Source organism: Bacillus sp. T3 (assembly GCF_033449965.1).
GTDB lineage: Bacteria > Bacillota > Bacilli > Bacillales > Cytobacillaceae > Bacillus_BU.
On sequence record NZ_CP137761.1, the window covers coordinates 3,122,054 to 3,146,898 of the forward strand.

At 40.4% G+C, this 24,845-nt stretch carries 18 protein-coding genes and 4 pseudogenes; 4 read left to right on the forward strand and 18 right to left on the reverse strand.

The window, feature by feature from the left end; translation table 11 throughout:
- Window positions 1–231: 231 nt before the first annotated feature.
- Window positions 232–534, reverse strand: a complete 303-nt coding sequence (locus RGF10_RS16040; RefSeq protein ID WP_318503689.1) for an AMP-binding enzyme — start codon at window positions 532–534, stop codon at window positions 232–234.
- Window positions 535–941: 407 nt separating this feature from the next.
- Window positions 942–4,161: pseudogene (locus RGF10_RS16050) on the reverse strand (SNF2 helicase associated domain-containing protein).
- A 182-nt stretch (window positions 4,162–4,343) separates the two neighbouring features.
- Here RGF10_RS16050 and RGF10_RS16055 point away from each other — a divergent pair.
- Together RGF10_RS16055 and RGF10_RS16060 are read left to right on the forward strand one after the other, a co-directional pair.
- Window positions 4,344–4,962: pseudogene (locus RGF10_RS16055) on the forward strand (RraA family protein).
- A gap of 66 nt (window positions 4,963–5,028) precedes the next feature.
- The gene (locus RGF10_RS16060; protein WP_318503695.1) at window positions 5,029–6,006 is read left to right on the forward strand and encodes an MBL fold metallo-hydrolase; all 978 of its coding nucleotides are present in this window, start codon (window positions 5,029–5,031) and stop codon (window positions 6,004–6,006) included.
- Between the two features lie 31 nt (window positions 6,007–6,037).
- On the opposite strand, the gene RGF10_RS16065 is transcribed toward RGF10_RS16060, so the two are convergent.
- From RGF10_RS16065 to RGF10_RS16110, 10 genes and pseudogenes are all read right to left on the reverse strand, one after another.
- Window positions 6,038–6,487, reverse strand: coding sequence for a branched-chain amino acid aminotransferase (locus tag RGF10_RS16065; protein WP_318503697.1), 450 nt, complete (start codon window positions 6,485–6,487; stop codon window positions 6,038–6,040).
- A gap of 332 nt (window positions 6,488–6,819) precedes the next feature.
- Window positions 6,820–7,467, reverse strand: a complete 648-nt coding sequence (locus RGF10_RS16070) for a 3-oxoacid CoA-transferase subunit B (protein ID WP_412176637.1) — start codon at window positions 7,465–7,467, stop codon at window positions 6,820–6,822.
- Between the two features lie 43 nt (window positions 7,468–7,510).
- Window positions 7,511–8,211: pseudogene (locus RGF10_RS16075) on the reverse strand (CoA transferase subunit A).
- Between the two features lie 37 nt (window positions 8,212–8,248).
- Window positions 8,249–9,781: an acyl-CoA carboxylase subunit beta gene (locus RGF10_RS16080; RefSeq protein WP_318509518.1), complete on the reverse strand. Its 1,533-nt coding sequence runs from the start codon at window positions 9,779–9,781 to the stop codon at window positions 8,249–8,251.
- A 37-nt stretch (window positions 9,782–9,818) separates the two neighbouring features.
- The gene (locus RGF10_RS16085) at window positions 9,819–10,598 is read right to left on the reverse strand and encodes an enoyl-CoA hydratase (RefSeq protein WP_318503699.1); all 780 of its coding nucleotides are present in this window, start codon (window positions 10,596–10,598) and stop codon (window positions 9,819–9,821) included.
- A gap of 21 nt (window positions 10,599–10,619) precedes the next feature.
- The gene (locus tag RGF10_RS16090) at window positions 10,620–11,531 is read right to left on the reverse strand and encodes a hydroxymethylglutaryl-CoA lyase (protein WP_318503701.1); all 912 of its coding nucleotides are present in this window, start codon (window positions 11,529–11,531) and stop codon (window positions 10,620–10,622) included.
- Window positions 11,532–11,659: 128 nt separating this feature from the next.
- Window positions 11,660–11,875 (reverse strand): acetyl-CoA carboxylase biotin carboxyl carrier protein subunit, encoded by a 216-nt coding sequence (locus RGF10_RS16095; protein WP_318503703.1) that lies wholly within the window; start codon window positions 11,873–11,875, stop codon window positions 11,660–11,662.
- Between the two features lie 11 nt (window positions 11,876–11,886).
- Window positions 11,887–13,254 (reverse strand): acetyl-CoA carboxylase biotin carboxylase subunit, encoded by a 1,368-nt coding sequence (accC, locus tag RGF10_RS16100; protein WP_318503705.1) that lies wholly within the window; start codon window positions 13,252–13,254, stop codon window positions 11,887–11,889.
- Window positions 13,255–13,276: 22 nt separating this feature from the next.
- Window positions 13,277–14,922, reverse strand: a pseudogene (locus RGF10_RS16105) (AMP-binding protein).
- 112 nt (window positions 14,923–15,034) lie between these two features.
- Complete coding sequence (locus tag RGF10_RS16110) at window positions 15,035–16,174, reverse strand: acyl-CoA dehydrogenase (RefSeq protein ID WP_318503707.1); 1,140 nt, start codon at window positions 16,172–16,174, stop codon at window positions 15,035–15,037.
- A 297-nt stretch (window positions 16,175–16,471) separates the two neighbouring features.
- On the opposite strand from RGF10_RS16110, the gene RGF10_RS16115 reads away from it, so the two are divergent.
- Window positions 16,472–18,295, forward strand: coding sequence for a helix-turn-helix domain-containing protein (locus RGF10_RS16115; protein ID WP_318503709.1), 1,824 nt, complete (start codon window positions 16,472–16,474; stop codon window positions 18,293–18,295).
- Between the two features lie 56 nt (window positions 18,296–18,351).
- On the opposite strand, the gene RGF10_RS16120 is transcribed toward RGF10_RS16115, so the two are convergent.
- From RGF10_RS16120 to RGF10_RS16145, 6 genes are all read right to left on the reverse strand, one after another.
- Window positions 18,352–18,888, reverse strand: a complete 537-nt coding sequence (locus RGF10_RS16120) for a dimethylamine monooxygenase subunit DmmA family protein (protein ID WP_318503710.1) — start codon at window positions 18,886–18,888, stop codon at window positions 18,352–18,354.
- On the reverse strand, window positions 18,881–19,882 hold the full coding sequence (locus tag RGF10_RS16125; RefSeq protein WP_318503712.1) for a heme-dependent oxidative N-demethylase family protein: 1,002 nt from the start codon (window positions 19,880–19,882) through the stop codon (window positions 18,881–18,883). Before RGF10_RS16125 ends, RGF10_RS16120 begins: the two co-directional genes overlap by 8 nt.
- A gap of 40 nt (window positions 19,883–19,922) precedes the next feature.
- A complete protein-coding gene (locus RGF10_RS16130; protein WP_318503714.1) occupies window positions 19,923–20,492 on the reverse strand; it encodes an FAD synthetase family protein in 570 nt (189 codons plus the stop codon).
- A gap of 41 nt (window positions 20,493–20,533) precedes the next feature.
- Window positions 20,534–21,934: an ammonium transporter gene (locus RGF10_RS16135; RefSeq protein WP_412176638.1), complete on the reverse strand. Its 1,401-nt coding sequence runs from the start codon at window positions 21,932–21,934 to the stop codon at window positions 20,534–20,536.
- A gap of 189 nt (window positions 21,935–22,123) precedes the next feature.
- A complete protein-coding gene (locus RGF10_RS16140) occupies window positions 22,124–23,239 on the reverse strand; it encodes an acyl-CoA dehydrogenase family protein (protein WP_318503716.1) in 1,116 nt (371 codons plus the stop codon).
- 115 nt (window positions 23,240–23,354) lie between these two features.
- The gene (locus tag RGF10_RS16145; RefSeq protein ID WP_318503718.1) at window positions 23,355–23,771 is read right to left on the reverse strand and encodes a cupin domain-containing protein; all 417 of its coding nucleotides are present in this window, start codon (window positions 23,769–23,771) and stop codon (window positions 23,355–23,357) included.
- 327 nt (window positions 23,772–24,098) lie between these two features.
- On the opposite strand from RGF10_RS16145, the gene RGF10_RS16150 reads away from it, so the two are divergent.
- The gene (locus RGF10_RS16150) at window positions 24,099–24,830 is read left to right on the forward strand and encodes a hypothetical protein (protein WP_318503720.1); all 732 of its coding nucleotides are present in this window, start codon (window positions 24,099–24,101) and stop codon (window positions 24,828–24,830) included.
- Window positions 24,831–24,845: the final 15 nt, after the last annotated feature.

The following is a 24,845-nucleotide window of genomic DNA, read 5'->3' on the forward strand; positions in this document are numbered from 1 at the left end:
ATCACCCTCTTATAGAAAGTTATTAGGAATCTACTGTTTTCCTTAAATTTACTATACTCTACAAGGGTACAAAAAGCAGTGAACATTCCTTGAAATATTTTCCAACCCAACTAGTGTTTTTACCTTAATTACCTCCTTAATTGTTTTAACCCTTTTTTTAGGCATACAAAATTATCCCACCTTTGCAAAAAGTGGGATATCATAATTGAATATTTATAGTGTATATGATAGTTAAAAGCCAAATTCTGTTGCGAGCGTTTCTCTTACCTGATTTTGCAGGAACATTCTTCTAATTTTACCACTAGCAGTCATTGGAAATTCATCCATAACAAGCAGCTTTTGAGGTATTTTATGGTTAGGTACCAAGGGTTTTATATATTCTAATAGAGACTCTGCATCCAAAACACAATTTGGTTTCAATTTGACACATGCGCAGGATATTTCACCAATAGCTGTATCGGGTAAACCAACGACGATGACCTCTAAAACGTCCGGGTTCGAATAAAGAACCTCTTCTATTTCGCGTGAATTCATAGTAAAACCCCCTCATTTTCAAATGACATTTTAATTTTTAGAATATTCTGTACTTTATTATACTATCTTTAATTAAAAATGAAAACGCTTTATTGTACAATTTTTAAGAGTGTATAAAAAAACGCCTGGCACAGTCTAAAATGTCTGTTAATAACGGTACACTTCAGTCTGGACAGGCTGTTTTTTCTGTTAATAATGTGATTTACGGATAGAACACCGAAATTTACGGATAAAACTTTAGAATCTTCGGATAGCACTCCAGAATTTACGGATAAAACTCTACTATCCTCGGATAGAACCCCGAAATCCTTGGATAGTGCTCCTGAATCCTCGGATAGAACCCCGAAATTCTCAGATAGTGCTCCTAAACCCACTGAACGAGCTCCTAACTCTTAGCCAAATGCAAATTAGTCCATAAAAATCTCACGAATATCCTCTTCGGTCAGGAGAGAGGTACTGTTCGAATCAGACTCAATTAACTCTTCAATTAAATGGCGCTTCTTTTGTTGAAGTTCATTCATTTTTTCTTCGATTGTCCCTCTCGCTACTAGCTTAATAACTTGAACCACATTTTTTTGACCGATGCGGTGCGCCCGGTCAGCTGCTTGAGCTTCAACAGCTGGATTCCACCACAGATCATATAAAATAACCGTATCTGCACCGGTTAGGTTAAGTCCGGTTCCCCCAGCTTTTAATGAAATTAAAAAGATGTCTCGTTCACCATTATTAAAGCGGTGGCAAAGTTCCACGCGTTCAGCAGAAGGAGTTTGACCATCCAAGTAGAAAAAGGATTCACCCTGGGAATTTAATTCCTTGCTAATGAATTGGAGCATTTTCGTAAATTGTGAGAAAATAAGTACCCTTCTTCCGGATAGCTTGGATTCAGTTAATATTTGCAGCAGTTGCTCAAATTTTGCTGAGCTTCCTTTATATCCTTCGACAAACAATGCTGGATGACAGCAAAGTTGCCGAAGTCTCAGTCAACCCTGCAAGAATCTTAATGCGATTCTTTTGCAACGTGTCTTTATCTAAATGCTTCAACGTATCTTCCCTAAGCTTCGCAAGGTAAGCACCATACAGCTTTTTTTGATCAGGAAATAGCTCGACCACTTCTAATGTCTCTATTTTGTTCGGTAGTTCCTCCAATACATCCTCTTTTGAACGTCGAAGTAAAAACGGACGTATTTTCCGAGAAATCCCCTTATTTGTTAGCTTGCTATACTCTTTTAAGCCGAGAAATAACTCAGGAAACACGACATGATAAATCGCCCAAAGCTCCTCGATTGAATTTTCGATTGGAGTTCCTGTGAGAGCGAAGCGGTGGTTCGCTTGGACCCTTTTCACAGCCCGAGCAGTTTGGGTAACAGGATTCTTAAAGGCTTGGGCTTCATCAAAAAAGACGGTATGAAACTGCTGTTGTTCAAACCATTTAATATCCCGCCGCAATAATGGATAGGAAATTATCACAACATCATAATTCATCAAATCACTTTGTTGCTTTTCTCGTTGATCTTTACTGCCATCGATAACGATTGCAGCAAGTTCAGGCGAGAATTTCCTGATTTCATTGAGCCAATTGTACGTAAGGGACGCAGGGCAAATAATCAGAACAGGCTGCTTGCGTTCTCTAATCGCTGCTACCTCTGAGGCAATGTAGCTAATGCTCTGCAATGTTTTCCCTAAGCCCATACTATCTCCAAGAATTCCGCCAAATCCGTAGCTGGCCAAGGTTTTCAGCCATTTATAGCCTAATTTTTGATAATCTCGTAAAATAGGCTCAAGACTTTTAGGTACTTCCACCGCTAGTTTTTCCGGGTGAAGAAGTTCCTCTAAAAATTGCTGAAACGAATTTTCTGCTAGGAAGACATTACTATCCTCAATCGTATCAAGGAGCCTAAGCCCACGGATGATTGGGACATTTAAGGTACTGTCTATATCCTCTTTCTGTTCAGGTAAAGTATTAAGAAACTTTTTAACCGCCTCAAATTCTCGTGTTTCCAGTGACATAAGCGCTCCAGAAGGGACTCGATAATATTTACGTTTTTCCTCCAAAGCGGACAATACTTCACGAATATGCTTTTCGTGAACTCCATCAAACTCAAACTTGAACTCGAGCCAATTTGTTCGTTCTTTTCTCACCCTCACTCGAATTTTCGGTTGGGCATGTCCATTAAAAATGCGATTCCTCACTGCAGTAGTCACATAAATTTTTACAATTTTTTCAAGCTTCGGCACGATATGATACAAAAACTGATATTCCAGCTCCTCATTGTGTAAATAATACCCGCCTTCTGTCTTGGCAAAATCGCTGTCTTCCATCAGTTCAAGAATTTGCGTTTCTTTTGCTGAGTCACGGATAAATACATGTTGACTCGATGAATTTTGAGGCTCTAAAGGATTAATGATCACTTTTTCATAATGAAATTCCAGCCCAGCGAGTAAACGGTTTTTGACACGGTCTAAATAAAGCTTAGCAATCAATGGAGGATGATCAAGCTTTTCTATAACTTCACCTGAAAAACGAACTTCACCTAGTTTCTTTAAACCAGGTATGACTTTCTCTAGAAAAAATGACTGCTGTTGTTGATGAATCCTAATCTGCTTAGTACGCGAACCCGCCAATAATTGCTGGAAATAAGTTAATCTTTGACAGTCATCTTGATTTACTTTATAAAACTTTCCCTTAGCAAGTACCGCTAGATACGACTCCAAAATAAGAAGCTGTTGTAATCCATCAATTTTCATTACATACGTTGAATCACTACCCTCATCCAAATCAAATTGTAATGGAAGAGGTCCGTGTTCAATTTGGATACCTTCGTAAAGTGCATCCTGATATTCAAGCGCAATCTTAGGGATTTTACTTAAAAATGGCAACAGTCTTTCCCAAGCAGCTGGTGGGATTGCTAAAACAGCTTGGTCTATTTCATCGTTCATCGTGCTTTGGTTCATATTTGAAATAGTCATTTCATCTTCAATCAGTCTAGTCAATTGCTGAATTACCGCATCATTTTCAATTTGAAAACAATGAACACTGGGGTCATATTGCATCGTCGGTGATAAATCATATCCTTTTCCGGCCCCAACCATTTTCAAGAAGTAACGGATATTTTTAACCTTCACCGATCCAATCTTCATTTCGATTCCTAACATATTTATATCGTTTTCAAGTTTTATTGGTTTATATAGAAAACTAACATCGACCATCCTTCTATTTTCAAAGTGAAGCTGGCGTGCGCTACCACGTTGAGGTCGTGCAGTAAAAAGTTGAACAATATCATCTGCGATTACTTCATTATCTTGTACTGTCTGAATATTGTATGCTATCTGTGGTGTTGTTCCTTGTTGTTGATTTTCATAAAGTGACAGTAAAACAGCTGCAATATGCTGGCAGTCCTTTTGATAAGAAGCCAGCTTTGGACAGCTACAGCTTGCTAGAAAATCACCATCGGCTTTACGTACTATTTTAACTGTGAAATCCTCTTTCCCTTGGACCACAGCCTCGCAAGCTGTTTGGTTATATAGTAAAAACTTCACCTTATTTTCACGACAAAAAGAGTCTCCTCTTTTGAAGGAGACTGTTCCACATCGATCTTGAATGATTTTGCGATTTAACCGTATATTCATACCGGCCTCCTTCCCATGGGTCTATTGGTGATTATAACATAATCATTTCAGTAAACGATATTTCATTTTATCCATGTTATTCATTTTCCTTATCACGATGGATAATTTTTTCATAATTTTCAATTTTATCAGAATAATGTATAATTATTAGGACAAAAAAAGTTAAGATAGGAGCTTGAACAATGGATGAACTAGTAGCGAAATTTCAAAGCATTCCCACTACCGCAATTTCTGATGCAATGGACGGACTCAGTAATCTGGATTCAACGATTAAACCTTTGAAGGAAGAATATAAATTTGCAGGTCGCGCATTGACCGTGAAAACAGCTGTTGGTGATAACCTTGCTGTTCAAAAAGCAATCAGAAATGCAAAAGAAGGCGACATCATCATTATTGACGCAAAAGGCGATCAATACCTGGGCAATGGCAGGAGATTTTGTTGTCGGCATGGCACAAACAATGGGCGTTGGCGCAATTGTTGTAGATGGTGTGATTCGTGATATTATTGGAATTAAGGAATTGAATTTCCCAGTATTCTCTAAAGGAACTACAGTTGCCGCTAGCGGTAAAGCCGGTGTTGGTGAGATTAATATTCCTATTTCATGTGGCGGCCAAGTAATACATCCTGGGGACATCCTTGTTGGCGATGCAGATGGGGTAGTCGTCATTCCGCAAGCCCAAGAGCAGGAAGTTTATACGAAAGCAGTAGATAAAATAGCAAAGGATCAAGCTCGTGAAGCACAAATATCCGGCAATCGCGATGCCATCATCGCCCATTTAGACAAAATGTTATCCAAATAAACATCCAGGATAGCTGCACCCAGCAGCTATCCATTTTTTGAAAAAAACTATTATAAGGTTGAGGTGATGAGCGTGGTTGTTTTTAAAGAAAATGGAGTCGAAATAATTCCTATTCACGTATCAATCGAGACTGGTCTAAAAAGCATAAATTTTTATTTAATCAAACACGGGAAGTCGCTCTCACTTATCGACGCTGGTTATAATAATGAACCTTGCTGGGATACGTTGCTGAGCACATTGGCTCAAAATGATCTAGAACTAGAGGATCTTACCGAAATTATTCTGACGCACCATCATGCTGACCACATCGGACTCGTGAATCCAATCGTTTCAAAGCATCCGATACCAGTGTACGCATCACCTAGTTCCATCCCCCGCTTAAAGCGAGATGAGAACTTTTTAAAAATGAGAATTGAATTTTTTTCGAAGCTTTATTCTGAGATGGGTTGCGGAGAGCTGGGGGTAGCACAAGTCCATTTTTTAAAGGAAGCCATTCAAAAAAATAAAGACCAAGCACTACAATGTGAAATTATCGAAATAAAAGAAAGGAATCTGTTTGACTTTCTTGTCCTTCCTGTCCCGGGGCATGCACCGGATCAACTCGCCTTTTTCAACAAGGACCATCGTTGGCTGTTTGTTGGGGATTTATTAATTGATCATATTGCTAGTAATGCAATTGTCGAACCAGACTGCAATGGAAACAGAATCCATACACTGAGTCAACACATCCATTCCCTAAAGTCGGTGTTAGCACTCAAGCCACTTTTTGTCTTTTCAGGTCATGGTAAAAATATTACCCAACCTGAGCATCTAATAATGAAGAGATTGGACCGGATTGAGGAAAAATCAGACCGAATCCTGAGTTTAATTGATTCAGGGGTCAAAACCGGAAGCGAGCTGGCTCAATCCATTTATAAGAAAAGATATTCTACTAATTTTTCCCTTGTCATGTCTGAGATTATTGGCCATTTAGATTATTTGGAGGTTCAAGGTAAAATACAAAAAATACGTGAAAATGAAATATGGCGCTATGCAAAAATTTAAAATTAGCATAGCGCCTTGTCCTGTAAGTTACCTATTTAATGCTTCCAACCAACTTCGCAATTAAATCATAAACCAATTGATACGCTTCACCAATCGTCATTTCTTCCCGAAAACCCTCAACATGATCTAACGATAGATTCAAATCCCATAATCCATCATCTCCATTAAACATTAAGCTCACTTGAGCATCCTCACCACGAAGATTAGCATTCAAAAATTCTTTAATCGTTGGCTGATACTTCTTTTGCAGTTTTAAACCAAGCAACACTGTATATGTACGAAATACATCATCCACTTCAAAGGAAACAGCGTCGACATTTTTTTGTTCAAAGGCTGGTGACTCTAAGTACATAAACTCATTCAAATGGTTTTTAAAATATGTAATGTGTTGTTCTAAAAATGAGGCCGTTTCTTTGCCGAGAACCTCTTCAGTTTCCTTATCCAGTCTTTCAATATAAGCATCATTAAAATCAGGTACCATTGTGTTAAATCCTCCTATCTCTCTCCATACGGAACATCAACAGTATAACCTATTTCGTCGAAAAATTGTCTTAAATTATGGCTTATTAATAGCCTTTGTTAAATTTATCTGTTGATTTCCACTCCAGGTGCTCCCTTTCCGCGGGGAGTCTGGAGCCTCCTCGGCGCCCTAGCGCCTGTGGGGTCTCCCCTGACACCTTCTCCCGCAGGAGTCTCGCACCTTCCGCTCCAATCAACAGAGTGCTCAAAAATCAACACTGTTCTTTAACATAGCCAATTTATTATCTCAAAAAAAGGACTGTTCCTGTATTAGGAATCAGCCCTTAAGATACATTAGTTCATTGAAAGATTTACTCCAACCGTAAAACTTGCCTCTGTTTTTTGAATGACTTCTTCAACGGATACGCCATTTTGCGTTTCCACAAGGACCATTCCTTCTGGAGTAAAATCAAATACAGCTAAGTCCGTGATTAAACGATGGACGACTTGCTTTCCAGTTAAAGGTAATGTACATTCTTTCTTGACTTTTGATTCACCGTGCTTGTTGACATGCTCCATGATAACGACCACTCGTTTTGCTCCATTCACTAGGTCCATCGCACCGCCCATGCCCTTGATCATTTTCCCTGGAATCATCCAGTTTGCTAAGTCCCCAGATTCCGAAACTTCCATTCCACCTAGGATGGCTAGATCGATATGACCGCCGCGAATCATTGCGAACGATTCTGCGCTGTCAAAATAGGAAGCACTTGGGACTGCCGTTACGGTTTCTTTACCGGCATTGATTAAGTCAGGATCTTCTTGTCCCGCAACGGGATAAGGGCCAATTCCTAGTAGGCCGTTTTCTGATTGCAGCAACACATTGTATTCACTTGGAATCTCGTTAGCAATTAAGGTTGGGATGCCTATTCCAAGATTAACGTTCATACCGTCTTTAATTTCTTGTACCGCACGTTTGACGATGATTTGGCGTGTATCCATTATAAACTCTCTCCTCGTCTATCAATTATTTATGAACAAGCTCTTATACCTGTACTACTGTCCGTCTTTCAATCCGTTTTTCGTAATTCGTCCCTAATAGAACACGTTGAACATAAATACCCGGTGTGTGAATTTCGTCTGGATCAAGTTCTCCTACACCGACGATTTCCTCAACCTCTGCTATCGTGATTTTTCCAGCAGTTGCTGCCATTGGGTTAAAATTACGAGCGGTTTTGCGGAAAACTAGATTGCCAAGTGGATCTGCTTTCCATGCTTTCACTAAGGCAAAATCGCCGACAATTCCTTCTTCCAACAAATACGTTCTGCCATTGAATTCTTTATGTTCTTTGCCTTCAGCGATTGGTGTGCCAACCCCGGTTGCTGTATAAAACCCGGGATACCAGCACCGCCAGCACGAATGCGCTCGGCTAAAGTACCTTGTGGGACAAGCTCTACCTCCAGTTCACCGCTAAGAAATTGCTGCTCAAATATTTTGTTTTCACCAACATACGAGGAGATCATCTTCTTAATCTGCTTATTAGCTAACAATAATCCTAAGCCCCAATCATCCACACCACAGTTGTTGCTGACGACGGTTAAGTCCTTTGTTCCTTGATCTCGTAACGCCAAAATAGCCTTTTCTGGAATACCGCATAGGCCAAATCCACCGACTATCAACGTGGCACCATCTTTTATATCCTTCACAGCTTCTTCAAACGAGCTGACAATTTTTCCATTTGTCACAACGTATACCTCCTTTTCATATTCAAGCTCACTAAAATTAAACTGGATAAACTGGGTGTTTGCGTTCTGAGAAGATTAAGTATTTTGATGAGTATGCTTCGTAACGCTTGATTAGCTCATCGCGTAATGAACTTGCCGGGATAATTCCATCGATAACCATTTCAGAAGCTAGGCGATAAAGATCGATATCCTCTTTGTATTCCTCTCGTTTTTCGGCGATAAAGGCTGAACGCTCTTCTTCAGGTAATGCCGCAATTTTATTAGCATAAACGGCATTGACGGCAGCTTCAGGCCCCATAACAGCAATTGAAGCAGTCGGTAATGCCAAAACTGCATCTGGTTCGAAGGCTGGACCCGCCATCGCATAAAGGCCAGCACCATATGCCTTACGTACGATTACGGAGATCTTTGGAACGGATGCTTCAGACATGGCCGAAATCATTTTCGCTCCATGACGAATGATACCGGCACGTTCTACTGCTGTTCCTATCATGAAGCCTGGCACATCAACTAGAAATAAAAGCGGAATATGGAAGGCATCACAAAGATTAATAAATTTCGCTGCTTTATCGGCTGTATCATGGAATAACACTCCGCCTTTAACGCGTGGTTGGTTCGCAAGGATCCCAACTGGCTTTCCATCGATACGAGCAAGTCCAGTGATGAGTTCACCAGCGAATAGCTTCTTAACCTCAAAGAACGAGCCTTCATCAATAATTCCGTTGATTACATCCATCATATTGAACGCAGAGTTCTGGTTTGTTGGGATGATTTCTTCTAATGGCTTCTTTAATTCTTTCGGCGCAACAGCCTCTTTCACTGGCGGTTTTTCTGAGAAATTAGCCGGGAAAAACGAGAGATAATTACGTGCAAGAGCAATGGCATCTTCCTCATTTTTTGCAAGGACATCCCCACAGCCAGATACGGAACAATGCATGCGTGCACCGCCCATTTGTTCTAACGTCACCTTTTCACCAATCACTTCTTCAGCCATTCGTGGTGAACCCAGGTACATGGAAGCATTTTTATCAACCATGATGACGATGTCACAAAATGCAGGGATATACGCGCCACCAGCTGCAGATGGTCCGAAAAGGATACAAACTTGTGGAACTTTACCGGAAAACTTCACTTGGTTATAGAAAATTCGTCCGGCACCCCGTCGACCTGGGAACATTTCCACTTGGTCAGTGATTCGAGCGCCAGCTGAATCGACTAGATAAAGTAAAGGAACACGAAGCTTCTCCGCAGTTTCTTGGATACGAATGATTTTTTCAACTGTCCGGGCTCCCCATGATCCAGCTTTAATCGTTGAATCATTCGCCATGACACATACTAACTGGCCATTGATTTTCCCCATACCAGTGTAAACTCCATCAGCTGGAAGATCTCCCGCCATACAATTAGCAAATAACGCATCCTCTAGCTCAAAGCCGGGATCGAATAAAAGTTTTAAGCGATCTCGGACAAATAATTTCCCTTGTTCTTGGTTTTTCTCATGATATTTAGGGGCACCGCCCTGTTTAATTTTGTTTACTCTTTCCTCAAGTGTTTTTTGAAGAGGTTGCATATCGATTGACATTGTATTTCCTCCCTCTAGTAATCTTTTATTCTCCGACGTACACTGGTGGTCTTTTTTCTTTAAACGCTTGTAAGCCTTCTAAGCGATCCTTCGTTGGGATCGTGATTTCATAGGCGTTTTGTTCAATTGATAAACCTGTATTCAAATCGACATCATAGCCTTTGTCGATTGCAAATTTTGCTTGGCTAATAGCGATTGGACCATTGCGAACAATTTGATTCGCGATTTCGAATGCTTTTTGGATTAAGGATTGTGCTGGTGTTACGTACTCGACTAAGCCGATTTCTCGTGCTTCCCAAGCGTCAATCCGTCGTGCCGTGAAGATAAGCTCTTTCGCACGGCCCTTCCCAATTAAGCGTGGTAAACGCTGAGTCCCACCTGCTCCTGGAATGATCCCAAGCGCGGTTTCAGTTAAGCCCATCTTGGCTGTTTCGGAAGCGATGCGAATGTCGCATGCAAGCGCCAGTTCCGTTCCTCCACCAAAGGCTACTCCATTTACTGCCGCAATCACTGGCTGTGGCAAGGCTTCTATTCCATTAATATTGCTGCGGATGAGCGAAACCGTTTTGCGGACTTCTACAGGATCCATTCCTGCTCGTTCCTTCAAATCTGCCCCTGCACAGAACGCCTTTTCTCCTGCACCAGTAATAATGACACAGCGCACACTTTTATCGAATTTTATTTCATTAATCGTTTCTTGAAGAAACTTGAGCATTTGCACAGATAACGCATTGGCAGCTTGAGCACGATTCAATGTAATAAGTGCAATGCCATCTGTTTTTGTTACTAATACAGGGTTTGTCATCTGCTTCCCTCCTAGTATCTATCAATCCTGACCTACAGCCGAGCAAGCTACCTGTAGACTTTTACTCGGTAAAGGCTTTCCGATTTTCCCTTGAATAAAACGGGATGAGTTTAATAGTTTCTCCTGGTTGATTCCCGTTTCAATTCCCATTCCTGAAAGCATATAAATTAAATCATCTGTTGCGACATTTCCTGAGGCCCCAGGTGCATACGGGCAGCCCCCTAACCCGCCGAGTGAGCTATCAAACGTAGTGATGCCCATATCTAATGAAACTAAAATATTGGCTAAGGCTGTGCCGCGAGTATCATGAAAATGCATCGCTAATTTCTCGACAGGGAACCGTTTCAGTAGAACCTCCAACACCTCTTGGACCTGCTTTGGATTGGCCACACCGATTGTATCGCCCAGTGAAAGGTCATCAATGCCCATTTCAAACAACGCTTCCGATACTCTTACCACTTGCTCAATATCAACATTGCCTTCATATGGACATCCAAATACAGTCGATACATATCCTCGTGTAAGTTTCCCTGCTAGAATCGAATCTTGGACTAATCCTTTTAAAATTGGAAAGGTTTGATCAATCGATTTATTAATATTTTTTAGATTATGAGTTTCACTCGCTGACATAAATACAGCTACTTCATCGATACCAGCAGCAAGTGCCCGTTCTAACCCTTGTTGATTGGGGACAAGTGCTGAGTAAATTATTCCAGGAGCTCGCTTGATCCCTGTTGTAACCGCAACTGCATCAGAAAGGGCTGGTATCCATTTTGGATTGACAAAAGAAGTAATTTCAATGTGCTTAAGCCCTGTTTCCGATAGTTGATTGATCCAAGCAATCTTATCCTCTGTTGGTATAAACACCTTTTCGTTTTGCAGTCCGTCTCTTGGGCCTACTTCTTTTATCGTGACAGCTTTTGGCCAGTTCATCAGAAGTCCTCCTTAACAGAAAGCCCAAGCTCCCACAACGTAAATGGTTCTCCTAGTATGCGGGAAGCTTGCACTAAACTTTTCTATCTTTCACCTAGTTAAATTACAATTTAGACTATATTTTTTTATTAATCTTCCACTATAACAATGACGTCGCCTTCGTTAACAAAATCACCTTCATTAATTTTCACTTCTATTACAGTTCCCTCAAACTCTGCAGCAATTGGAATTTCCATTTTCATCGATTCCAAGATTACAACATCCTGGTCTTCCTCAACTTGGTCACCTGGCTTCACTAATACTTTCCATACATTTCCTGCCATGCTCGCAATAATTTCACTCATCTTTTTTCCTCCTATTTCACGCGCTTCGCGGACTTTTTAATTGGTCGTAAATGCTTCTCTACAAAATTTGTTTGCGTATCGCCAGAACGAAACGCTGGATGGGCGATTACCTCTTGTAGCATCGGAATATTAGTCTTAATTCCTTCCACTAAATAATTCTCTAATGCTGCTTGCATCGCTTCGATCGCCTCATCTCGACTGCTTCCTTTTACAACAAGCTTTGCAATCATCGGATCATAAAAAGGGGTAACAGCAGATTCATCATGAATCGCTAATTCATGCCGGACATTCGAACCCTGAGGTAAAACTAATTTTGTAATTTTTCCTGGAGATGGGAAGAATGTCTTCGGGTCCTCGGCATAGATTCTCACTTCAATGGCATGACCTTCACGTTTTACATCTTCTTGTTTAAAAGGCAGCGCTTCACCATTTGCAATTCGAAGTTGCTCAGCTACTAGATCTAACCCCGTTATTTCCTCTGTCACAGGATGTTCTACTTGAAGTCTCGTGTTCATTTCTAAAAAATAGAAATTTTGTTCTTCATCGACAAGAAACTCAATGGTACCAGCGTTCTCGTATCCAATCGCTTTGGCTGCGGTAACAGCAGCCTCACCCATTTTCTTTCGAGTCTCTTCTGTTAAAAAGGATGACGGGGCCTCTTCAACCACCTTTTGATGGCGACGTTGAATTGAACACTCACGTTCCCATAAGTAGACGGTATTGCCTAAATGATCTGCTAGGATTTGAATCTCAATATGTCTTGGGTTTTCAACATATTTCTCAACATACATTGCCCCATCACCGAAAAAGTCGGTTGCACGTTTTTGGTTCCCCTCAAACGCCTTACGAATTTCATCATCACTGCGTACGATTTGCATGCCAATGCCGCCACCACCCGCAGAAGCTTTCAGCATCACTGGATATCCAATTGTGTTTGCCACCTGAACAGCTTCTTCAGCGTCTTTAAGTGGATAGGTTATCCCTGGTACAACTGGAACTCCGGCTTCTTCCATCGCCTTGCGTGATTCGATCTTACTGCCCATTTGCGAAATGACCTTTGGAGACGGACCGATGAACACCAGTCCCTCTTCTTCACAGCGGCGCGCAAATTCTGCATTTTCAGACAGTAATCCGTATCCGGGATGAACCGCTTTGGCTCCTGATAATCTGGCTACCTCTAATATTTTTTCAACATTTAAATAGCTCTCGGCTACTCGTGAGCCACCAATGAAATAAGTTTCATCTGCAAGACGAATATGTGGGGCATCGGCATCTGCTTCTGAATAGACTCCCACTGTGGAAATTCCTAACGCTTTACAAGTACGAATAACACGTGCTGCAATTTCACCGCGGTTTGCGATTAGAACCTTATCAAACATCGATTTTTCACCCATTTCTTGATTATTTGAGTAGATTTAATGCTTTTTGTGCCTCTTCTCTAAGCTTGAATTTTTGAATTTTACCAGATGCAGTCATTGGGAATGATTCACAAAACTCAATAAATTTAGGAATTTTATACCGAGCGATTTTTCCTTTGCAATATTCACGAATTTCTTCTGCTGTGGCCATACAATCCTCTTTTAACTGGATCCACGCCATCACTTCTTCACCGAATTTTGGATCCGGTATTCCGACAACTTGTACATCAAGAACCTTTGGATGTTTATATAAAAACTCTTCAATTTCACGTGGGTAGATATTTTCACCGCCACGGATAATCATATCTTTTAAGCGACCAGGTAATTTTGCAATAGCCATTCTCATCCATAACAGCTAGGTCGCCGGTATGTAACCAGTTGTCTTCATCAATTGCATCAGCTGTAGCACTAGGATTTTTATAATAACCCTTCATTACGTGATAACCTCGGGTGCAAAGCTCTCCTTGTTCCCCAAATGGAACTTCTTCATTAGTTGTTGGATCCACAATTTTCACTTCTACATTTGGCATTGCCCGTCCAACTGAACCGACGCGTAATTCAATTGGATCATTGGTGCGTGTCATCGTGATTCCAGGAGAAGATTCTGTTTGACCATAAGTGATCGTAATTTCACTTGCACCCATTGTTTCGGTAACAGCCTTCATCACTTCTTCAGGACATGGAGAACCTGCCATAATACCTGTTCGTAATGATGATAAGTCAAACTTACTAAACTCTGGATGGTTTAATTCGGCAATAAACATGGTCGGAACCCCATGTAGCGCCGTACATTTTTCGTCTTGTACAGCCTGTAACACCTTTAATACATCAAATTCCTGAGTTGGAACCATTGTTGCGCCCGCAGTCACACAAGTAAGCGTTCCAAGAACACAACCAAAACAATGGAAGAATGGGACTGGAATACACATGCGATCGTTATGGGTTAAATTCATACAAGCTGCCACATTTACTGCATTATTTACAAGATTAAGATGCGTTAGCATAACTCCTTTTGGAAATCCGGTTGTGCCTGATGTATATTGCATATTGATGACATCATCCGGGCTCGAGGGAGTTCATTCTTGCATCTAGTAATTCATCACTAATCTCTTCAGCCATTTCTAGTAAGTCAGACCAAAGGTACATCCCTGGGTAACGTGTTTCTCCTAGAACGACAACATTCTTTAAGAATGGTAGTTTCTCTGAATTCAGTTGACCTGGTTCAGAGGTTTTTAACTCAGGGACAATATCATAAACGATGTCAATATAGGATGTACCTCGGTAGGATTCCATTAAGACTAATGTCGTTGAGTCAGATTGTTTTAATAGATACTCAAGCTCTGAAGTTTGGTAGCTTGTATTAACGGTTACGAGTACGGCTCCCATTTTTCCAGTTGCAAATTGTGTCGTCACCCATTCAGGATAATTTGTAGACCAAATTGCCATATGGTCGCCTTTATCAAGCCCGAGTTTCATATAGCCTTTTGCAACTTTCCGGCAAAGCTCATCAAATTGTTTATACGTATAGCGCAGATTTCGATCAGGATAGACCAATGCTTCATGATTTGGTCTTTCGATTGCAATGTTTTCTAACAATTTCCCAACCGTAACATTCAAAATCTCACCCATACTGAAGACCCACCTCTTAATAATTTTTTAGTTTCAACGCAAGATAAGGAGTAGAGAAAGTGCCGTAAGCGCTTTCTCTTTAGCATTTGTTTAACCCATCATGCTTTTCGATTTAGCACCCGATTTGTTTTGCAATTACCATGCGTTGTACTTCGGATGTGCCTTCTCCGATTTCTAGTAATTTTGCGTCACGGAAGAATCTTTCGACTTGATATTCTTTCATATAACCATAGCCACCATGAATTTGAACGGCTTGATCACAGACACGCATACAAATTTCAGAAGCGAATAATTTTGCATAGGCTGCTTCTTTCTTAAAGTTGCGTCCTTGGTCCTTTAACCATGCAGCTTTGTATACAGCTGTACGAGCTAAGTCAATGTTCATTGCCATATCAGCTAATTTAAACTGAATAGCCTGGAAGTTTGATAGGCTTTTTCCAAATTGCTTGCGTTCTTGTGCATATTGTAGTGATTTTTCATAAGCACCTTGAGCAAGTCCAACTGCCATCGCACCAATTCCAATTCTTCCACCATCAAGTGTCGCTAAGAACTGCTTGTAGCCGTTTCCTTCTACACCAAGAAGGTTTTCTTTCGGAATACGTACATTTTCCAAAATTAACTCAGTTGTATTTGAAGAATGAAGACCCATTTTTTCATAATTGCTGATTACAGTGAAGCCTGGTGCATCAGTTGGAACGATGAAGGCACTAATTCCATTAATTCCTTTTGAACGGTCTGTAACAGCCGTTACCGCTAAATGCTTAGCATAGCTTGCATTTGTAATGAAGCATTTTGATCCGTTTAATACCCACTCATCTCCATCAAGAACAGCTGTTGTTTGTGTACCACTAGCATCAGAACCTGCATTTGGCTCAGTTAATCCAAATGCACCGAAGGATTCTCCTGTACAAATTGGCGTTAAATATTTCTCCTTTTGTTCATGTGTACCAAATAAGTTCAGTGGAGCTCCGCCTAGTGAAATATGAGCGGAATATGTAATTCCTGTTGATCCACAGACTCGACTTAATTCTTCTACTACAATCGCAAAGCTTGTCGTATCGGCATCGCCACCGCCATATTGTTCTGGGAAAGGAAGTCCCATGATTCCTAACTCTGATAATTTCGCAAAGATTTCTTTTGGGAATTCTCCTGTTCGATCACGATCATCAGCCCCTGGTGCAACCTCTGCTTCTGAAAAATCACGAATTAATTTCCGAATCATTTCTTGTTCTTTAGTTAAATCAAAGTTCATCTATCTGCATCTCCTTTTTCTTAATATTCTGACTCTTTTCGACATCATTATCCAAATTACTGCAAAATAATAATTTCTCCCACTCTTATCGATAAAAGATTTTGTCAAATTCCCTCTAAAACCTTTATTATCAGCTCCTTTCATTATTTTCTAAACTTTCTTATAATTATAGCAATAAGAAAATAGAATGCTATGTTCAATCCTCTGAATATCAACGAATGAAATTTGTGTTATTTACACAAAAACACAAATTTGTATTATTTTCCTAAATTACACAACAGATAAGGATGATAGAATTTGCAAGATACATTAACACACCGTCAGTTGAAGTCATTGATTCATGTTTCCAACGTCATTAACTCATCATTCGATATCGAAACGATTATTGATTCCATTATGATTGAAACGATCTCTGTTGTTGAGGCCGCAGGTGGAGGCTCCTTCTGGTTATATAATAAGGAGGAAGGCTACCTAATTGCCCAGTCTGCTCAAGGGAATTTTTATCCACAGATTTTCAGACAAATTAAACTTAAGCCTGGCGAGTCGATGACAGGGATGACGTTTAAAGCTCAAAAATGCTTTACATATCCTAATAAAGAAGAAATAAAAAAGGCACTTTCGACCTTAGCACCACACAATCGTCTTCTATTAGATAGGTCGATTCCTAACAGTTTTCATTTTACCTCGGTTATATCTGCGCCTATTATGCTAAAAGGTGAATGCATTGGCGTCATAACATTAGATTCTTTCCAGCACAACTTAACCTTTAAGCAAGAAGACTTAAATCTTCTTGAAGCAATCACCCATCAGGCAGCTATTGCGTTGGATAAATCTAGTCTTTATCAAGAAAAAGAAAAAACAGTTCAAAAACTCTCTAATTCGATAGAGATCCACACGAATCTAGCAAATCTTGTTTTGAACGGTGAAGGTCTTCAATCAATTATGAATTATATTCATCAAACGACTGGACAACCCACGCTATTATTCGATGACCTTGGGGAATTAATTGCTTCAGCCTATAATTCTTCTCTCTCAACCGAGATGATTAATTATATTAAACTACAGGCGATCAAAATCATTCTTTCGCTTGAAAACTCCCGCTCTGTTACTGAAATCGAACTATATGGAGAATCATACCAATTGGTTGCCCTATCGCTTGGGTCCAAGCCTAAATCATTGGGAATTCTACTTATTTTATCAAAACAAAAAATGGGAGAGTTGGATATTGCTGCATTGGAGCATGCTTGTACCGTCATATCACTTGAGCTTGTGAAAGAACAAGCGGTTTTTGATACACAGCAAAGATTACGGGGAGAATTTGTGAGTAAGCTCTTTTCAGGGCATATGGATGAAACACTCCTTCAACAAGCGAAGAATTTACATCTTGATCCGAATCGAAACTATGTAACATTAATGATTAATTTTGAGAATTCCACTAAACTTCGGACCAATAAAGAAAACATGATGAGAAATCTACTACATTATGCCAATCAAATCTTCCTTGATCATAATCCCCATGGGATGGCCGTTACAATTGATCAGCAAATCGTCCTGTTGCTTTCCTACGACTCTAAGCAGGTGGCTTCGGCGATTACCGCCCAATTAAAGATGTTAGCGAAAAATTACTTAAAGGATATGAATTTAAAATATGACATTGAAGGATCGATTGGAATAGGCCGTGTAAAATCGGGTCTTATTTATGGACACCAATCCTTTAAAGATGCGACAAAATGCATAAATTTTATGGAAAACTATCATTTTGAAGATAATGTCCTCAGTTATACTGATCTTGGCGTTCAGCGATTCATCCTACATAATTCTGAAGAAGAATTAATTGATTTCACCCAAGAGGTGCTCGGATCGCTGATTGAATATGAACGGTTACGAAAGGGCGAATTACTGCTAACACTGTTTGTTTATTTTGAACAAAATCAAAATATGAAGAAAACAGCTGATGCCCTACACATCCACTCAAACACATTAAATTATCGGTTAAAACGGATCGAGGAGATCCTCTCGATTGATTTGACAAATAACAAGGAGATATTCAATATTCAATTGGCAACAAATATTTATCAATATGTCAAAAACCGTGAGATATTCTCTCCGGCTAAAAGCTAGTAGATTGAAAAACTCCAAGATTGATGACTTGGAGTTTTTTTTTAGTAAATAACTACCTAAAGCGAGATAAACCCAAGATAGGCATCATGGCGTTTTGAGTAATGAGCTGAGACATCTAACTTTTGCTGACATTTTTCGCATCTTATCACGGTTTTTTCCGTTTTTTTATTGATATGGTAACACTTCACACAAAAAACGTGCTCTTCTTTTTCTCCAATTCCCTTAGCAATGATTTCTTCTTCGGTAAAACCGAATTCCAATGCCTGCTGCTTTATGTCCAAAACCATTTTCCATTCACCGATTAAATACAGTTTGGTTCCCATTTTGGCCTTTGATAGGATAGGAGTGACCATTTCGGGATAATAATCCTGAAGAAACGCAACTTCTACACCAAGCTTTTCGGTGAAATCTAGCACCGAGTTGTCGCTCTTCTTATTACTAGTGAAGTAAATCGTTACAGTTTCCAGGTCGATTTTTAACTGTTCGATAAGCACCTTTGCTTCAAAGCTTGACATGTTCCCAATAAAACAAATACTTCGCACCTGTTTCAAGGTAGTATGATCGATGATTGGCTTATCTTCAAGCTTATTCATTGGCACACCTTCCCATTTCAAGTCTTGAAATCTCCCTATCTAAAAAGGCTAACAATTTATCTTTATAAGAGCTAAAGCCTTTATACTCAGACATATAATCTGGTATATCAAGTAATACATTGTAAAACTGACGCAACCAAGCTTCATTTTTTCTTAGCTCTGCTAGCGGTAACAGATGGGTATGAATACTGAATAAAATCCCATTGCTTCCCGGTAAACGAAATAAGCGCTGATCCTCTGTTCGCAAATGGACTAACTCACCAGCATTATTTGAGGTAATCGCCTCTTTCTTCACACCCCATTCCCCAAAGGTTTCTGGGAAAGTATCTAAGATTGGCTCAACTGTCAAAGTCCAATTCAGACGAGTCCATGGTTTTCCCGCTTCCATTTTCATTAAAAACTTCTTGACTCGTTCACTCATTCCACTATCAGAAAAATGAGGAACGGGTGAATGCCACTGGGTAAAGGTCATCCCGATATTAAAGACAATTGACCAGTTTGCAGGAAAACAAAGCTGACCTGCATCCATATATAAATCTCCATCCCGCTCTGAAATGTAAAATAAATCCTCCTGTACATGTCGGCCGATAAAATCTAACGGTTCGTATGGAAGTGACGATGCCTCACCAAATACAAAAGCTGATTTTTCCTTCAGGAGATGATTTTCAAAAACCCAATGGTCCCCATTTTTTTCTACCGAGAAATAGTCTGGGTAATTCAAACAAAGTTCATTGATAATTAATTCCAAACTTTCCCACTGGGCATCAAGCGTATGCGGAAGAGACTGGTAAGTACGACGATGATGGGTTGTTAATAACTCTCGTTTCTTTCCTATTTCTTCAAAGTACTCTGGTGTAATCGTGATAATATCCCCTGATTCTAAGCTAACTGAGTTATTTGAATAACGGTAGGAATCACCTTTAAAAGGGAAAGGAAAGCGAGAAATAAGCGGCTGTTGGGCTAATTCTAATAATGGGGTACTCTTTGTAGACATGATAAAGGGCTCCTTTCATATTGGACTTGTTTTAAAGTTATCAATTAAAACTAAACGTCACTTGATCTTGTTTACCCGCAAGAGTCTGCCACCCTAACAAAAGTTCAGCTTCTAAAAAGCGCTTTTCATCAAGAAGCTGTCGAATTCGACTGGAAGAAACAATGTCCCCTAATCGGCAGCGAACAGGCTCAAGGACATGAACTGAAAAACACTCGCTAAGGGTGTAAACATCTCCTTGTTTATTTTTACCAAAGTGGAAATCTGGTCCAGTCCAGATCTCCATTGGATTTAAGAGACTAAGCTCGTCAAGGAACGAGCTCGCCTCCCGATTAAGATACCCTGAGTCAAAGGAGGCGACAACCACATGATCAGCTTCGAGAATGGATAGTCGTTTCAGCTTCTCTGGCAAAGTCGTTAAAAAACGATTATTAAAAAAATACACCTTTGGCGGTGGGTCAAATGTATACACCACCAAAGGTACCTTCAATTCCTTAGCACGTTTTTTCGCCCTGTTAATTAAGGTTTGATGCCCGATATGAACCCCATCTAATGCTCCAATTGTTAAAACAGATGCAGGAAGGTGCAAGGATTGATCATTATGAACGATCAAGGCAATCCCCCCTTTCATGTCATGACCTTTCCTTTTTTGAACTACCCACTTATTGATTGTTCAGAGATCATCGCCGGATTGGTTACAGTCTTTGGATTTTGAACGTCTGTTGTTGGTTGAGTCGTATGATTGTAAGCAGGTTCTTCATGGAAGCTAAGATCCAAGCCCATTAATTCCTCTTCCTCACTTACACGAAGTGGAGTAAACAAACTAATGAATTTTAAGATAATGAAGGTTCCGACAGTCGCTAAAACTAAAGTGACACCGATTCCCATTAGCTGGTGCAGCACCTGTTCAGGATGTCCATAGAACAAGCCATCACCGCCCGCAGGATTGACCTCCTTCGTTGCAAAGAATCCTGTTACTAAAGCTCCCCAAATTCCCCCGATCCCATGGACACCAAAGGCATCTAATGTATCGTCATATTTTAAGCGAGCTTTGATGATATTTACTCCGTAATAACAAACCATTCCTCCAGAAAAACCTATAATTAATGCGGATAATATCGTGACGAAGCCTGCAGCTGGAGTTATCGCTACTAATCCAGAGATGGCGCCTGTTGCGGCTCCCACCAATGTTGGTCGTTTGCGAACGATCCACTCGATCATTAACCAGCCAATTCCACCTGCTCCAGCGGCAACATGTGTATTAGCAAATGCAAGTGACGCTAATCCTCCAGAGGCAAGGGCGCTTCCACCATTAAAGGCGAGCCAGCCAAACCACAGTGAACCAGCACCAATCAGAAACAAGACTAGGTTATGTGGTGCACCTTGATTCTTGCGGTGTCTAGGTCCTATCATTAATGCCGCAACTAGTGCACTTACCCCTGATAAAACATGAACGACAGTACCTCCGGCAAAATCTAATTCACCAACGCCGGAAAGCCAGCCACCGCCCCAAACCCAATGAGCCATTGGAGCATACACTAAAGTTGGCCATAGGATCGCAAATAGAATCCAGGCAGGAAAGGCGATCCGTCCAGCAATTCCGCCAGAGACGATCGCCACGGTAATCGCGGCAAACAGCGTTTGGAAGATAGCAAAAATATAATGTGGAATGGTTAAGGTTCCAAATGTCGCTTCTTCTCCGACACCGTTAAATCCAAGATAATCTAATCCACCAATGATCCCGCCAATATCAGTTCCGTATGTAAGGGTATAGCCCCAAAGCACCCAAACAACGGTTACCACTAATAGGCTGGCAAAACTATGCATCATCGTAGATACGACGTTTTTTTGACTGACTAACCCTCCATAGAAAAGGGCGAGTCCCGGAATATGCATGAACATGACAATGGCTGTCGCTACTAATATCCAGGTGGTATCACCACTATCAACCGTTGCTGTGGTCGTTTTCGCAAATGCTCCAATAGGAAAAATAAATAAAGAGCAAATCATCATCATGATTAGCAGCGGGACTCTCCAGGTAAATAATTTCCTCATCGCAAAAGCCCCTTTTCATTGGTTATTTTTAGCAAAGCATCATCGTCCGAAATTCAGATCAGTTGCTAATGGAGCAATACAATCTACTCGAGCCAAGGTACCTCGATTAAAGTACAGCCAATCCATTCTCTTAAAATCTCGTTAGTAGGTCCCATTAAGGCCCAGGCACGACCATCACGGACAAATTTTTCAATTTGACCAGGTTAAATAACCTCTACCACCTGAAATTTGCAACGCTTGATTGGTTACTTCAATCACCATATCTGCAGCAAGAGTCTTTAGCTCCCATAACGGGTACAAACAGGTAGACAATTCTTCCCCATTTGCAAGGCTGCGATCCATTTCCTCCGTAACACGGTAAAGCATACTTCGAGCACTATCAATTTTGATTTGTGCTTTAGCCAACTCATGTCTAATCACTTGATAGCCTGTAACCGATTTACCAGTATCAGCATGTACTTTTTTCTTCGCACCATTTAAGGCTGAATTTAAAGCACCTTGAGCAATGCCAATCCAGCAGGCTGATGTCCCCAGAAGGAACAATGGATCAATAACATTATCGTTATAGTAGAGCATTCCACCTTCCGTACCAATTCGATTTTCTAATGGTACGTACACATCCTTGAATTTCATTGGCCCGCTGGAATTACCACGAAGACCCATTGCGGAATATGGGAAACACTCAACGCCATCCTGATGGTTGTCAACAATGAGGAACATCAATTTATCCTCATTCATGCTTTCAGGTGAACTCGTGCAGACAATATACCAATCGGCTTCGCCCGCGCTAGTAACAAAGGATTTATCTGCATTTAATAAATAGCCTTGGCCACTACGTGGAGCTGAACTCACTACATTCCAAAAATGTCCACCGGTCGCTGGTTCACTAAACGCTAAAGCGCCGATTTCTCCTTTTAAAACTTGAGGAATGAATCGTCTTCGTTGTTCAGTTGACCCCGCAGCATATAGTGTTTGTACGGCTGCTGTATGCATCACCCAACACATGGTCGAGGAAGCACAATATTGAGCGAAGCTTTCAGCTAGAACAGCGAATCCGGTAATCCCTTTGCCGAGGCCACCTTCCTCAACCGGAATCGTCACTGCACCCCAGCCTGCTTCAGCAATTGCTTTTAAGCTTTCAGCAGGATATTGGCTTTCTTGGTCTGATATTTTTGCTCTTGCCAGCAATTCCTTCTGACCTAGTGCATGTGCCTCTTTTTGCAGGCTTTCATAACCTGATGGGCATTTCCACCAACCTGGTATTTCCATAACACCGTCACTTATTACTGTGTTTTCAACTGCCATCCTTCCCACTCCCTATCCATTTGATTGCGGGCAATCGACCATCCCCCTTGTACTGTTGGTCGATTGCCTCCTTTTTAAATCAGATCCTACATACTAACAAGAAATATTGATAATCTTACATAAATGAAGGCTCAGGTAGTCGATGACCTGTATAAATTGCTTCTCCATCACTTTCCTTATCAAAAATAACAGTCGTATCTGGAGTGAAAATCAAAACATCTCCAGCTTCAGCCACATATTTGATTCCTTGATCATCACGAATAACAATTTTCCCCTTCAAAATGACCTTTACTTCTAAATATGTGTAGGTAAACTCAAAATCCTCGGAAGGCTGCATTGAGAAATACCCCATCGAAAGTGCATTTTCCTTGGAACAAATTGGGACATCAATGATTTGGCTTTTTAATGCCGGTATTCCGAGCAAATTGTTCAATTCTTTTTTCTGGTACGTTCCCGCTTTAATTAATTGAACACCAGGTTGTTGACTTAAATAGTTGTACTCTTCTGTTTTTGTTACTGTGTTTTCGCTCATTCTTTTCACCTCGTAATGTATTTTTTTCTAATCCCACTGCTTATTCTTGAATTTTTAAAATTCTAAATATTCTAATTGGGATGACTCTATATTCACACATTTAATGTTTTATTTAAAATCGATTTTCCCGAGCATTGAGATGAAATGAAATTCCTTGTAACAAAAGCTTACATTTTGCTAATTTTTTTAAAAATCTCGATTGTAATTGGAAGATTTTCTGTCATATCGATTGAAAATTTCCCACTATTTAGGAAATCAAGGTGGGGATTTCACTCATTCTATGTGAAGATTGATACATAAGAGAATGAATTGGAAGGAGAATTGCAAATGCACACAACAAATAGCATAAACTCAACACAGTTTTCGTTTACAGTTGACGACACAAAGGCAACAATAGATGACGTTTTTCCCGGATTTCATTCGGAAGATCGAATTGGAATTGTGGTTCGTCAACCCGGTGGCAGTATAGGGGCAAGCAGTTTGTTAATGGCAGCAATTACACGCTATTATGATTTTTTCCGAACACAGCTCGGTGAAGACGATAACCAGCTTTGGATTTACCCTGATTACTATGTATTTCATATCGAAAAACAGCATTTTGATCATTATTGGCTCGATGTATGGCCCCCAAATAAAGAAGTCATCGTTGAAGATGATCCAGAGCAAATTCTCGAAGCAATCAATGGCCAGGGTATTACGAGATTACTAGTCGAGGACATTCCCCAAACGGCTGCCATGTTTCTAAGAGAAACGGTTACGACGGCTAACCAAAGGCTGAAAAGTGCAATTGCCTATTCTCCGACAGGGCGTGTTAAGGATGCCGATATTCAAATTCAAAATTGTTCTAAAACGGAGCAATATGTGATGGCCTCATTGAAGCGTACGAAAGGAATACCAAAAGAAATGTATGTTAAGCTATGCCAAAGCAGGCGGCTATTGAATTCTGGAGGTTGTGTCACAGAAACCTATCGGCGAATTGATGTAGCTCAAAGCTTGAATATGCTGACAGATTTTTCAGGACCAGGTCCGACGACCAAGCATTATCTTTCCTTGCTTTAAATAGTAGAGCGACCG